Origin of the sequence: Paramicrobacterium fandaimingii (assembly GCF_011751745.2) — a bacterium.
Taxonomy (GTDB): domain Bacteria; phylum Actinomycetota; class Actinomycetes; order Actinomycetales; family Microbacteriaceae; genus Paramicrobacterium; species Paramicrobacterium fandaimingii.
Genome location: NZ_CP061170.1, coordinates 2,831,456 through 2,843,813, shown reverse-complemented (window position 1 = coordinate 2,843,813; position 12,358 = coordinate 2,831,456). Strand labels below are relative to the sequence as shown.

General features: G+C 62.0%; 12 protein-coding genes. 9 read left to right on the top strand and 3 right to left on the bottom strand.

The window, feature by feature from the left end:
• Window positions 1-67 precede the first annotated feature (67 nt).
• The 8 genes from HCR84_RS13720 (at window position 68) to HCR84_RS13685 (ending at window position 5,194) form a co-directional block, all read left to right on the top strand.
• Window positions 68-340, top strand: a complete 273-nt coding sequence (locus tag HCR84_RS13720) for a hypothetical protein (RefSeq protein WP_166980130.1) — start codon at window positions 68-70, stop codon at window positions 338-340.
• A gap of 7 nt (window positions 341-347) precedes the next feature.
• Window positions 348-701, top strand: coding sequence for a hypothetical protein (locus HCR84_RS13715; RefSeq protein ID WP_166980132.1), 354 nt, complete (start codon window positions 348-350; stop codon window positions 699-701).
• Window positions 702-728: 27 nt separating this feature from the next.
• Window positions 729-1,952 carry a putative T7SS-secreted protein gene (locus HCR84_RS13710; protein ID WP_166980134.1) on the top strand — a complete coding sequence of 408 codons (1,224 nt, stop codon included), beginning with the start codon at window positions 729-731 and terminating at the stop codon, window positions 1,950-1,952.
• 30 nt (window positions 1,953-1,982) lie between these two features.
• Window positions 1,983-2,609 carry a hypothetical protein gene (locus HCR84_RS13705; RefSeq protein WP_166980136.1) on the top strand — a complete coding sequence of 209 codons (627 nt, stop codon included), beginning with the start codon at window positions 1,983-1,985 and terminating at the stop codon, window positions 2,607-2,609.
• A complete protein-coding gene (locus HCR84_RS13700) occupies window positions 2,606-3,178 on the top strand; it encodes a hypothetical protein (protein ID WP_166980138.1) in 573 nt (190 codons plus the stop codon). The genes HCR84_RS13705 and HCR84_RS13700 overlap by 4 nt, the downstream gene beginning before the upstream one ends.
• 9 nt (window positions 3,179-3,187) lie before the next feature.
• Entirely contained in the window at window positions 3,188-4,042 is an 855-nt protein-coding gene (locus tag HCR84_RS13695; protein ID WP_166980140.1) for a hypothetical protein, read from the top strand.
• Window positions 4,043-4,134: 92 nt separating this feature from the next.
• Entirely contained in the window at window positions 4,135-4,410 is a 276-nt protein-coding gene (locus tag HCR84_RS13690) for a WXG100 family type VII secretion target (protein ID WP_166980142.1), read from the top strand.
• 172 nt (window positions 4,411-4,582) lie between these two features.
• On the top strand, window positions 4,583-5,194 hold the full coding sequence (locus HCR84_RS13685; protein WP_166980144.1) for an immunity protein Imm33 domain-containing protein: 612 nt from the start codon (window positions 4,583-4,585) through the stop codon (window positions 5,192-5,194).
• A gap of 27 nt (window positions 5,195-5,221) precedes the next feature.
• Here the strand turns inward: HCR84_RS13685 and HCR84_RS13680 are convergent, their stop codons facing one another.
• Window positions 5,222-7,348, bottom strand: coding sequence for a YhgE/Pip domain-containing protein (locus HCR84_RS13680; protein WP_166980146.1), 2,127 nt, complete (start codon window positions 7,346-7,348; stop codon window positions 5,222-5,224).
• Complete coding sequence (locus HCR84_RS13675; protein WP_166980148.1) at window positions 7,345-10,062, bottom strand: MMPL family transporter; 2,718 nt, start codon at window positions 10,060-10,062, stop codon at window positions 7,345-7,347. The genes HCR84_RS13680 and HCR84_RS13675 overlap by 4 nt, the downstream gene beginning before the upstream one ends.
• Window positions 10,063-10,154: 92 nt before the next feature.
• On the opposite strand from HCR84_RS13675, the gene HCR84_RS13670 reads away from it, so the two are divergent.
• A complete protein-coding gene (locus tag HCR84_RS13670; RefSeq protein WP_166980150.1) occupies window positions 10,155-10,844 on the top strand; it encodes a TetR/AcrR family transcriptional regulator in 690 nt (229 codons plus the stop codon).
• Here HCR84_RS13670 and HCR84_RS13665 read toward each other — a convergent pair.
• Entirely contained in the window at window positions 10,834-12,240 is a 1,407-nt protein-coding gene (locus tag HCR84_RS13665) for a sugar porter family MFS transporter (protein ID WP_166980152.1), read from the bottom strand. The two genes, HCR84_RS13670 and HCR84_RS13665, sit on opposite strands and share 11 nt — an antisense overlap.
• Window positions 12,241-12,358 lie beyond the last annotated feature (118 nt).

Here is a 12,358-nt window from a genome sequence, read left to right as displayed (position 1 = left end):
TGGTTAGCGTATAGACAGTAAAGTGCGCGGGATGTGAGAGGGGAGCGGTCAAGTCATGGTGTTTCACATGGACTTCGGCGAGATGAACGCCACCGCCAAAGTGCTCGAGGACGGCGGTGAGTCGATGGTGATCACGGTCGACGATCTACTGCGCGAGGTCGAAGACCTCCTCGGTGTGGGATTCGTCACGGAAGTTTCGTCCGAACGATTTGGAAATGGCTACAGGCAGTTGTCGCATGGCCTTGCCCAGGCAGTAGGTGGTCTTGCTGACATGGCGTCGGGTCTCCGCACAATTGGCGAGAAGTCCGGCGAATTCGACCACAAGCTGGCAGAAGGGTGATGCAGTAATGCCTGGCAAGATTTGGCTCAACATGCAAGATCTCGAGGCTGTTGACAATGGCTTGAGAATAGCAATCACTGACTTTGCCGCGGTGGCAGACCGGAACCAAGACGTCGCTGATGAGGTGGGTACGCCGTATAACCGTCGGGATCTCACGGACAAGGTGAGGGACTTCGAGAAAGACTGGAACGACAATCGGCAAGAGCTCTCGGATGGGCTCGGCAAGCTGAGAGAGCATCTCCACGGCATCATCCAGGCGTACAACGAGTACGAAGGAAACCTCGCCAGTCAACTCGAGACGACCGAGCATACGGCGCTTTCTCAGCCTGGACCTAATAACTCTCCGTACGCCTCCGTCTGATTTTCGAAAAGGAAGTGAACTCACCTCATGGACTACTTGGGCAGCCTCTCCCCGAAGGGCAATGAGCTCATGCCTTCGGAAGGTAACGCTGAGAGCATCGACTCGCGCGGTGCCTACCTCCGTGATCTTGGCGAAAGCATGGATAAGACGGCGACCTCCCTTAAGGAGATCGGCGAAGGAACGACACAGATTAGCGAAGCCGTTGACAAGGTTCGCGAGTCCGCGGCCAAGATTCATGGTGAGCTCAGCAAAGCGGCGACACGATACAGCGGGACAGGTGACGCGCTTGTCGGGTACGCAGAGGTTCTGCGAGCGGCGAAGCGCAACATGGATCCGCTCATCGAAGAAATTCAGACTGCCCAGACGAGTGTGTCGAACGCAGTAGAGACGCGCAACGATGCCCAAGGCGCTGTTTCGGACAACAGCACCACCTGGATCTGGGAAGACGAAGCGTCTGACGAACAGAAGGCAGCTGCACAGGGCGACCTCGATGATGCCGAGTCAACTCTCACGACAGCGCGATCGACGCTTGAGGGGCTGTGGGAAGATTACGATGCTCACTTCGTCGTGTGGGAACAGGGATACGATGACGCCGTAACGGGTATCGATTCGGCGATCACCGAGGCGGACAACAACGATGGTTGGTTTGCCGACCTGATGAAGATCTTGAACAAGATCTGCTTTGTCCTCGCTGTCGTCGCGCTCTTCGTTTCCGGCCCGATCGCCGGTGCGATTCTGATCATCACGACTGTTGTCGCGGTAGTCCAGCTGGCTAGTGACATTTATGCCCTGTCTCAAGGTGAGGGGTCGTGGTCTGACGTCATCATCGGAGGCGTCGGCCTCATTCCATTCGGCGGAGGTGTTACCCGGATCGTCGGGCGCGGCGGTCGAGGGCTTGTGAATTCCGTGAGGCACGGTGACGATGTCCTCGGTGGCATGCGTGCAGCGGGGAGAGGTTCTGGTAGGCAGACGGTTCAGGAGGTGAGCGGCGCGTGGCGCAATGCAGCGGCCGGCCCGAGAAGTGTCCCCGTGCGCAATGAGTTTGGTCTGACGCCGCCCCGGACTCCGGTACCGTCGACGCCGATGAACAATTTGTCCCACAACGTGTATGGGCTCACCCACCCGCAGAGTTATATGGACGCGATCAACAACGCGTCGTCGCTGAATGGGCTCTACACAGGCACCAGGGACAACGTGGTGTCACCGTACATCACCAACCCGCCATACAACGAGGCAAATGCCGGTTACTAGCGTGGGTTTTACGGCGGGGATGGGGCCTGTATGGATCTGAAGTCGGAGTTGACGGGTGAGGCTCCCGAGGCGAGTCGCCCGTCTGTCACCTACTCACTTCTCCTTCCGCCGGGGTGGAAGCGTTTCGCCGTCAACGACGAAGCGGAGAAGGTATTCGTCGACAGCCTGAAGAAGGTGTTTCAGCCTCGCGGGCAGGCGAAAGATTACATGTACTACCGAGCGCTGACGCATGGGCTGTTCGTAGATATGAAGAAGCGGCGTGCATCGTCGATCTACCTTCCCGTGAAGGCCATCGACAATGCTCTGCTTCCCGCTTCTCTTGTGGTTCTGCCGGCACCGATCGGTGGTGCGCACCAGCTCGATGACTTTCGGAATCGTCTGATGGCGAGCCATGAGCTCGAGGAGAGCCTCGTGAACGGGCTCGCCGTCTGGCGCTGGGAAGAACGACAGCCGACGTTGCCCGACGGTGATGCCGGGGTCGGCGCGTTGACCGTTCACCATCTTTTTGAGGCGCCGAAATCAACCGGGCGTGCGCCGCTGATGCTCAGCGCAACGTTGCTCGTGCCGCCAGGCGAAGAGAAGAGCGACCTCATCGGCATTGTCAGCGACCTCTTCGATGCCATCGCCGGGACCTTCAACTGGATGCGGAGACCATGAAGTCACAGTCCACGACAGACGTCGATTTCGACACTGAGACATGGATCGAAGTTCCCACTCAATTTCCCTCGGGTCCGTACGAGTCGACCGAGCAGTGGGCAAAGGCTGTTGCCTTCCAAACGACAGACGGTCTACCTGGTGAAGCTGACCTGCGCGACCGCACCGAGAGGGCGGCGCGCGTTATCACTGACGTTCGTCACGAGATCGCGTCACGCAAGTTCTGGTATTTTCCTCGCGAGTTCGGTACGGAAACTGTGGCTCACAGCTACATCATGGAGTACGACGGAGTGACCCCGGTTGCAGATTTGCTCACTGGTGATGCTGCTACATACTCGTTCCCGCAGGTCGTCGAACACGAGCCCGTCGACGGCAAGCGCATTGTCAGCGTGGCTCATACGATCCCTGTCGAAATCGACGGTGAAGATGCGCTCGTCGCGGGAAGTCTGCGTCTCGCGCGAGTGGAAAAGTACGTGCTCGTGATTGTGGACATCGTCGATATGCAGGCTCAAATGATCGGTGTGGTTTTCGACGATGCAGTCGCACTGGCTGGTAGTCTGAGCGTCGATTAGAAGGGGCCTATGACCGACGCGCGTTCGAACTGGCAGGAAGTCCTTCGGCAGGTGCCGGAGCGCGATTACCTGACTCCCTCCTCAGGCGATGAACAGATCTCGCTGGCGCACGCGCAGGAGTTGCCAACCTGGTCGTCACCGACGCAACTTCTCACGGCGCTCCGCGCATCCGTGGCAGGGGGATCTGGAAAAAAGATCATCAACGTGCTTCAGTCTGATCGTGATCGGCGGATGTCGATTGCGCGCAAAGACGCAAACAAGCCAAAGAAGATCGTTATGGTCTTGGTGATCATCCTGCTCACCGTGACGGTCGGCGTCTTGTTCCTGCCTAATTCCCCGACCAATTTCGACGACTACTTCATTGATATCGGGGTGCCAAGCGCGATCACCGGACTTCTCGGCGTCGCATCGCTCGTCGCGTCTCTTGTGATCGAGAAGCGAAGCCTGCCCCGATCTCTTCCATATTCGCCGCCGCTGCTCATCGTCTACGGGGCCTTGTTTGCGCTCGGCACCGTGATGTTCAGTATGCATGTTTCGAACTACGGTTACTGGTTTCTGCCGGGAGCAACGGTCGGAGCCGTCTGCGTTGCGGTCACCGCAGTCGGCTACATCGCCCTGTTCTTGTGGGTGAGGAAGAGACAGACAATGCTCCAAGCACTGCATGGAGACACCGCGGAAGGACGAGATCTCGACGCTGCGCTGGGCGAGCACATTGCGAAGATCCTTCGAAAGCGGGATGACCTCAATGAAGACGACCTCCGTCGACGTACCGCTGACGGCGTGAGACAGCTGCACGAAAGTGGGCGAGTCTCAACAGAGACTGCGGTCTCGATGATGCGAGAGATCGCCACACCACTCACGTAGCAGCAGATGGGGACTCCTCCCCATTGGCAGAGATACATTCGCACGGTTAACTGGGTTCCAGACGTTGAAAGTAACGAGAAGGGGTTGCCAGAATGGTTTTTCACTTTAGTCACGAACAGGTTGAGGCTACGGCCGGCGCACTCGACACGGGTGCGGAGACGCTCCGTACCGAGCTGACGACGCTTCTGGGCAAGGTCGAAGACCTTCTCGGAGAGGGTTTCGTTACCGAGGTTGCTTCGGATCGCTTTGGCGAGGGTTACCGCGAGCTCAACTCCGGTATCGACCAGGCGGTCAACGGCGTCAACGAGATGGCCACATCGCTTCGCGACAAGTCGGCTCGTACGCACGATCACGACTCGACGCTTTAGGCATCACTCGGCGAAAGCCGGAGCTGGAGGGGCCCGAGTCCGGTACTACACCGGATTCGGGCCCTTCTTGTGTGTGCGGCACCTCGATTTCAGCGGGGCCGCTGTCGAGGCATCCGAAATTTCACGGTAGTCGCTCCGGAACACGCGGAGGGTCGTCGATACGATGAGAAGCGTGGCTGAGACGTACTCACGACAAATCGCAGGACAAACCATTTCGTGCACGGCAGACCCGGTGCTCGGCCCGCAGGTCGAGGCGTTCTTCGACGTCATCCAAGCGGCACCAGCCGAGCTCATCGTTGACGGGTTCGTGCTGCGCGCCGGCTGGAGTGCATTCAAGCTCGTTGCCGATGCGGAGACCCTCGTCGTGCACTGCCCGGACTTCGCGGGCGACCTGCACGACTGGGTTTCGAACGTCACGCTCGCTCTCGCCGTTGAGGCCGAACAGTCCGCCGTTTCGCGCCTCGCGGGGCTTAAGAGTGCCGCACCCGCCGTTTTTACCCAGAAAGTGGTGTGCGCAGAAGGCGTGCTCGAATCGCACGCTCTGGTCGCGCACCATACGACGCCGACAGACAAGCGCGACTCGGGGTGGTTTCTCGGGTTTCCAGGCGAGGAACCCGATGAACGCACACTGACGGTGGTGAGCGTCGGGCAGCTCGTGCGTTCACGAGCTGCCCTTCTGAAGGTCTTTGCGCTGCCCGAGGGCTACCTCGCTGCGTTTGACGGTGACGAGATCGAGGTGATTCTCGGCGCAGACGACGAGCCGGTCTACGAGCGCGCGGAGTAGAGCTCGAACTCGGAGACCAGCATCGTGTCAGGCCGGGGCCGTAGTCAGCTTTCGGGCTGAGACCGTGCGTCTCAGCGCGACGCTGAGCGTTGTCGCAGCGATCGCTCCGATCAGCCACACAGCGAGGGCGACGATTGCCGCTCCGATGCCCGGAGTGCCGATGATCACGGCGCTCAACGCATCACGGGCCGGGCTGACCGGCAGCATCCCGAATAACTGATCGAGCACGCCGGGCACCGTCGAGATCACACCGGTGGCGAGGGCGAGAATGCCGACGATCATCGAAATAAAGCGTCCGGCACCTCCCAGCACGGCGACGAGTGCCTGGTTGACGGCAGAGAAGGATGCTCCGATGAGGGCGGCGATGCAGGCAAAGCCGAGGCCTTCGGCGAAGTTCATTCCCTGCGCGATGCTCACGATGATCGACACGAGCACACCCTGCACGACCCCGAGAACGAGTCCGGGCACCGCCGAGCGCAGCGTCAGCATGAATGCTGAGCGCGTGGAGCCGAGTGCGGCTCGTGGTGTCGCACGAAGCATGAAGAACGTGGCGAGAGCTCCGAGCCACAGTGCGATCACGGCGTAAAGCGGAATGCCGCCGGAGCCGAACGAGAACGCTGAGCTCTCCTCGTCGCTGGCCGAAACCGGATCGGCGACGACTTCAGAGAGCGAGCTGCGCTCTGACTCGCTGTAGTTGGGTATCTGCTCGACGGCCTGGTCGAGGCCGTCGGCGAGCGAGCCGGCACCGTCGCTGAGCTCGGACGTGCCGTCGCCGAGCTTTGTCATCGCCTCGCTGAGCGAGACGACGCCGCCTGTGTACGTCTCGATGCCTGTCGCGTACTGGGACGCACCGGTCGACAGCTGCTCGGCACCAGAGCCGAGCTGCCCTGCGCCGCCCGCCAGCTGTGAGGCACCGCCGGAGAGCTTTTCGAGACCGGCGGACAGACTCGTTGCGCCCGAGGAGAGGTCGTTGGCGCCTGTCTGAACAGCAGCCGCCCCGGATGCTGCAGACGCGATGCCATCGGCGAGGGGCTGCATTCCTGCGCTAAATTTGGTCATGCCAGCTGAGACCTCGGAGGCAGTATCGCCGACAGTTTTGGCGGACGTAGTCACACTCGCGACGGTTTTCGTGAGTTGCTCGCACTTCTCCGTTTCACCAGCTGCACATGCATCCGCAAGCGGTTGGATATCGTCCTCCAACGCCGTCGCGATACTGTCGACTCCGGTGGAGACGCCGGCTGCGCCATCCGCGAGACCCTGTGCTTGACCAGGCAATGCCGCGGTCTGCGTCTTAAGCTCATTCAGTCCATCGACGAGGCGCTGCAGCCCCGCACCGAGCTGGCTTGCGCCGCCCGCAAGCGCGGACGCGCCGGCCGCCGACTGCGATGCTCCGTCTGCGAGGCCCTGCGCACCCGTCGTCAGGTCGCCCGCGCCATCGGCGATGCCGGATGCACCATCGGCGAGGCCCTGCGCACCCGTGACGAGGCCGTCTGAGCTGTCGGCCAGCTCACCCGCGCCGTCCGCGGCTTTGGTCATTCCGTCAGACAGCTCTGTTGTGCCGTCTGCGAGTTCGTTCGCACCGTCGGCAGCATCCCCAAGCTGGTCATGCAGCGTGTTGAAGCCGAGAAACACGTTGTCGAGATAGTTCGTGGTGAGGTTGGTGCCCAGAATGTTTGCCGCCGTCGTCGTAACGACCTGGCTCACCGCGTCGTCAATCAGCCGCGACTTCTCGCTTGTCGTGACGTCGATCACGGCCTGCTCGGCATCGTCGGCATCGCCAGCCGTAGACGTTGCGGCCTCTGAGAAGTTCTCGGGGATCGTCACGACAGCAGCGTATGTGCCGTCCTGGAGACCCTCGCTTGCGCCGTCGGAGTCGGTCACCTCCCAGGTGTAGTTGGTCTCCTCGTCGTCGCTGCCAACGAGCCCCGCTCCGAGCTGCCTGCCGAGCGGCACGGTCTGGCCGTTGATCTCCACGGGCTCGTCGTTGTTGACGATGGCAGCTTTCACAGAGTCGAGGCGGTCGCTCGGGTCCCAGAGCGCCCACACCAGCATTCCGGCGATGACGAACGGCACGAGTAGCAGCCCCACGAGGGTCAGTGGCCGCACACGCTTCGCGTTGTCGGTTCGTTCGATGAAAGAGAAGCTGTTGCTCATGCGGATGCCTCCGTGACGAGTGAGCGAGAGGTGAGTTCGTCGACGAGCGTTTCGTCATCGGCGATGTCGACGTCGGATGCTGCGCCGCAGCCCAGCACGATGGTCGGCGCTGTGCGATGGGAACGCGCCTTCGCGATCTCGGCGATCAGCCGTTCGCGCTGCGCCGGCTCGGTGACATGGTCGACCCCGTCGATGGCAAGCAGTCTCGGCTGCTCAGCCAGTGCGGCTCTCACATCGGCGATGGGCTGGGTCGACGAGGCAAGAGTCACGTAGCCCGCGGTGCGGCGCACCGCCGACGCACGCGACGGAATAACCAGGCCGTTGACTTTCAGCGTGCCGACCGCGCCCGGGAGCCTGCCGGTGATCGCGAGCAGAGCCGCGGTGACGGCACGAGCGCTGTCTCCGCGAACAGCGTGCACGGATCCCGGTGCGATGCGCATGCTCGTCGGGGCGAGCACCTCCTCGCCCTTGACCGTGAGCGACAGATCATCGGCTGCGACGGCGAGGTTCGCGCCCGGGGCGGGCCACTCGGCGAGCTCGAGCTCTCGTGCGAGCCCCTCACCCTCCACGTCGAACGAGGGAAGAACGCGGTCGAGCCATTTCGGCATCCACCACGCCTTGTCCCCGAGTAGGGCGAGAACCGCGGGCACAAGGGTCATGCGCACGATGAAGGCGTCGACGAACACGCCTACCGCGAGCCCGAGCGCAATGGGTTTGATATTCACATCTTCGCTTGGCACGAACGCGGCGAACACGGCGATCATGATCACGCCTGCCGCCGTCACGACCTTTGCAGACGAGGTGAAGCCGGTCTCGATCGCGCGACGTGCGCTCTTGCCGTGCACGTAATCCTCGCGAATGCGCGAGACGAGAAATACCTCGTAGTCCATGGCGAGGCCGAAGAGCACACCCATAAGAATGATCGGGAGAAAGCTGATCACGGGGCCCGTGCGTGCGACGCCGAGCGCTTCGGCGAAGACTCCGTTGCCGAACACGAGAGTCACGGCTCCAAACGAAGCGCCGACCGAGAGCAGATAGCCCAAGGTTGCCTTGATGGGCACCCAGACAGAGCGGAAGACCATCGTCAGAAGCACGAGCGACAGTCCGACAACGAGAAGTCCGAAGGGAAGCAGGGCCTGACCGAGCTTTGCCGAGACGTCGATGCCGACGGCGGTGAAGCCCGTGACGGAAAGGTCGACATCGTACTCATCGAGAAAATGGTCGTGCAGCGCACGGATCTCGTGAACGAGCGCCTTCGTCTCATCGGAATCGGGTCCGTGCTCGGGCACGACCTGCACGATTCCGGTATCTGCTGTCTCATTGGGGACTGCAAGCGGCACCGTGGCGACGCCGTCGAGTTGCTCGATCTCATCGCCGATGTCTTGCATCAGACCGAGTGGGTCCGTGCTGGTGATGATCGGGCCGGTGACGATGAGCATGCCGTTGTAGCCCTCGCCGAAGTTCTCGGAGACGAGATCGTAGGTGTGGCGCGCCTGGTTGTCTTCGGGAAGACCCCCTGCATCGGGAAGGGCGAGCTTGAGCCCGAGCGCGGGAATCGATGCAATGCCGAGCACAGCGACGACGGCGACAATGGTCACGAGAGGCCGCCTGGTGACGGTGCGTACCCAGCCGAGGAAGAACCGATTGGGCTTCGCAGTGGCCGTGCCTTCATCGATCTGCGACTTCGTGCGCTTAGGGCGCAGCCGTTCGCCCGACACAGCGAGCAGCGCGGGAAGCAGCGTGAGCGACACGACGACGGCGATGCCGACGCCGAGTGCCGCTGCAACGCCCATGACGGTGAGGAAGGGGATGCCGGCGACCCCGAGGCCGAGAAGGGCGATGATCACGGTGAGACCCGCGAAGACGACGGCAGATCCCGCCGTCGCCACAGAACGAGCAATCGATTCGTCGACGTCGAGTCCGTCGCGAAGCTGATCGCGGTGCCGCGAGATGACGAAGAGGGCGTAGTCGATTCCGACGGCGAGACCGAGCATGAGCGCAAGCATGGGCGTCGTCGACGTGATCGACGTGAATGCCGTTGCGCCGAGAATGAGCGACATGGACGCCCCAACGGCGACCATCGCCGTGATGAGAGGCATACCCGCCGCGAGGAACGACCCGAATGTCAGCACGAGAACCACGAGCGCGACGACAACGCCGATGCCCTCAACCAAACTGATCTCGGGCATCTCCTGGCTGAACAGCTCGCCGCCGAGGGAGGCCTCGGAGCCGTCGGGGAGGTCGGAGCCGAGTGCCTCGACGGCATCCTCGAGTTCTGTCTTTGTCGAATCTGGAATCTCGAATGTGCTGCCATCGAGCTGCACCTGAATGAGTGCGGCTGTCTCGTCGTCGTTGATGGAGCCGGAGACGGTGTCGTCGTAGGGCGAGGTCACGGCATCGACGTGGTCGATGTCGGCCAGAGTATCGACGGCGTCGGTGACGGGCGTCTCGACGTCGGCATCGGTCACTGTCTCGCCGTCGGGGGCGACGATGATGATCTGCGCGCTGGATCCGCTCACCTGGGGGAATGTCGCGCTGAGCGAATCGAGCGCCTGCTGTGATTCGGTGCCCGGAATTGAGATGCTGTTATCCATGTCTTGGCTGAACAGAAGGGCGCCGGCGCCCAGCATTGCCAAAAGGAGGATCCACACGCCGATCACCGTTTTACGGGTGCGGTGCATAGCGCGGCCGAGGGAATAGAGGAAGGAAGACACGGTTCTCCAGAACTCGATACAGGAATGTATCCAATACACGAATGTATTCGATACAATCGTGTATTGCAAAGTGAATTCAGGAAGGTGTCAGGATGGTCAGCTCAACGCCCGATGCAGGGTCTGCGCGTCGGCAGAAGACGCGAGATCGCCTGCTCGATGCCGCGTATGACGTGTTTGCGGAGGTTGGCGTGGATGCCGCGCCCGTCGAGCTCGTTGTCGAGCGCGCGGGCTTCACGCGGGGCGCGTTCTATTCAAACTTCGAGAGCAAGAACGAGCTCTTCGTCGCGCTCGCCGAGCGCGAGAACGATCGACGAATGGCGCAGGTGCAGGTTGGCCTCGATACCGTACTTCCCGGCCTCGACGGCGAGGCGCTGTCGAGGCTGACAATGACGGAGCGCGTCGACGTCATCACCGGGCTCGTCGCTGACTTTCTGAAGCTGCAGGGCGATGACAAGCAATGGTGCGTCATCGAGTCGGAATTTCGCGTGCACGCACTGCGCAATGCCGACTTTGGCCGCTATCTCGTAGAGCACGAGACCGAGATGCAGCGCCAGCTCGCGCAGGTTCTTGAGACGACCCTGCTCAATTTTGGGCAGCGCTTCGTCGTCGACCCGCTGGTCGCCGTGCGCATCATCACGACGGCCTACAAAGACGTCACGGTGCGCGGCCTGCTCGCGGGAACGGGCATTCCCGCGCAGTCAGACTCTGAACTGCACAACGTGATCGCCAGCGTCGTCGCCCTCTTCACGGAGCCGACGGCGCCGACGCACGCTACTTCGTAAACAGGGTCTCTGCCTGCTCGAGTTCCATCCCCTTGGTCTCGGGAACCTTCCAGAACACGAAGATAAACGAGAGCGCCGCGAACACGGCGTACATGCCGTAGGTGAGTGGAAGCGACCACGACGACATGCTCGGGAACGTGACGGTGACTGCGAAGTTGGCGAGCCACTGAGCTGCCGCGGCGACGCCCAGCGCCTTTCCGCGGATCTTCGGCGGGAAGATCTCGCCAAGCAGAACCCAGACAAGCGGGCCCCACGATGCGGCGAATCCGATGACGAAGAGGTTCGCGGCGATAAGCGCGATCGGTCCCCATGCGCCGGGAAGGCTCACGTCTTCACCGCTCTTCGCCGCGAAGCTGAAGGCGAGAGCCATGGTGCCGAGTGAGATCGCCATGAGCACCGAGCCGCTCAGCAGAATCGGGCGCCGTCCGACACGGTCGACAAGGAAGATCGCGACGAAGGTGAGCACGACGTTCGTCAACGCGGTGATGACGCTGACGAGCAGTGACGACTCCTCGGTGAAGCCGACGGCCTTCCACAGGCTCGTCGAGTAGTAGAAGATGACGTTGATTCCCACGAATTGCTGGAACACCGACAGGATGATGCCCACCCAGACGACGCCCTGCAGGCCGAACCTCGAGCCCCGAAGTGACGCACCGGAGTGCTTCTCGTCTGTCTTGATCGCCTTGGTGATGTCGCGGATGTTGCGCTCGACCTCAGACTCGATGACGAGCGTCTTGAAGATGTCGCGCGCTTCGTCTTCACGCCCCTTCGCGAGCAGGTAGCGGGGCGATTCGGGAAGGGTGAAGGCCAGCACGATGTAGACGATGGCGGGCACGGCGCCGACGAGGAACATCCAGCGCCACGCCTCCATGCCGATCCACAGCTGCTCGCTTGCGCCGCCGGCCGACGTTGCGAGCACCGCATCGCTCAAGAGCGCTGCGAAGATTCCGAGGGTGATGGCGAGCTGCTGAAATGAGGCGAGGGTGCCGCGAATCTGCCGCGGCGAGATCTCGGCGATGTATGCCGGCGTGACGACAGAGGCGATGCCGATGCCGATGCCGCCGAGAACGCGCCAGACGAGCAGGTCCCATGGCCCGATGGTGAGACCGGCCCCGATCGAGCTGATCAGAAAGAGGATGCCGCCGATGAAGATGACCCGGAGCCGACCGTAGCGGTCGGCGAGGGCGCCGCCGAACCAGGCGCCGACGGCGCAGCCGAGAAGGGCGACGGCGACGATGAATCCGGTGAGCGCGGGCCCCAGTGAGAACGCTTTGTCAATCGAATCGACGGCGCCGTTGATGACGGACGAGTCGAAGCCGAAGAGAAATCCGCCGACCGCAGCGGCGATGGAGAGCCCGTAGGCCTTTTTCGTATACGGAGTGGATCGTTGTGACATCGGTATCGCTCCCCTCAGAGAACGATCGACCGGCCGTTCCCCTGACGACTCGATGGGCGGCAGATGCCGTCCGACGTCACGAGCCTACATCCGCTACGGGGAGCGAATGCAAGCAAAG

What these genes read in the sequence shown, in the direction of transcription:
- HCR84_RS13700 (WP_166980138.1), top strand. Translation starts at nt 2,606, where the DNA reads ATGAAGTCACAGTCCACGACAGACGTCGATTTCGACACTGAGACATGG.
- HCR84_RS13695 (WP_166980140.1), top strand. Translation starts at nt 3,188, where the DNA reads ATGACCGACGCGCGTTCGAACTGGCAGGAAGTCCTTCGGCAGGTGCCG.
- HCR84_RS13680 (WP_166980146.1), bottom strand. Translation starts at nt 7,348, where the DNA reads ATGAGCAACAGCTTCTCTTTCATCGAACGAACCGACAACGCGAAGCGT.
- HCR84_RS13715 (WP_166980132.1), top strand. Translation starts at nt 348, where the DNA reads ATGCCTGGCAAGATTTGGCTCAACATGCAAGATCTCGAGGCTGTTGAC.
- HCR84_RS13665 (WP_166980152.1), bottom strand. Translation starts at nt 12,240, where the DNA reads ATGTCACAACGATCCACTCCGTATACGAAAAAGGCCTACGGGCTCTCC.
- HCR84_RS13705 (WP_166980136.1), top strand. Translation starts at nt 1,983, where the DNA reads ATGGATCTGAAGTCGGAGTTGACGGGTGAGGCTCCCGAGGCGAGTCGC.
- HCR84_RS13690 (WP_166980142.1), top strand. Translation starts at nt 4,135, where the DNA reads ATGGTTTTTCACTTTAGTCACGAACAGGTTGAGGCTACGGCCGGCGCA.
- HCR84_RS13670 (WP_166980150.1), top strand. Translation starts at nt 10,155, where the DNA reads ATGGTCAGCTCAACGCCCGATGCAGGGTCTGCGCGTCGGCAGAAGACG.
- HCR84_RS13710 (WP_166980134.1), top strand. Translation starts at nt 729, where the DNA reads ATGGACTACTTGGGCAGCCTCTCCCCGAAGGGCAATGAGCTCATGCCT.
- HCR84_RS13720 (WP_166980130.1), top strand. Translation starts at nt 68, where the DNA reads ATGGACTTCGGCGAGATGAACGCCACCGCCAAAGTGCTCGAGGACGGC.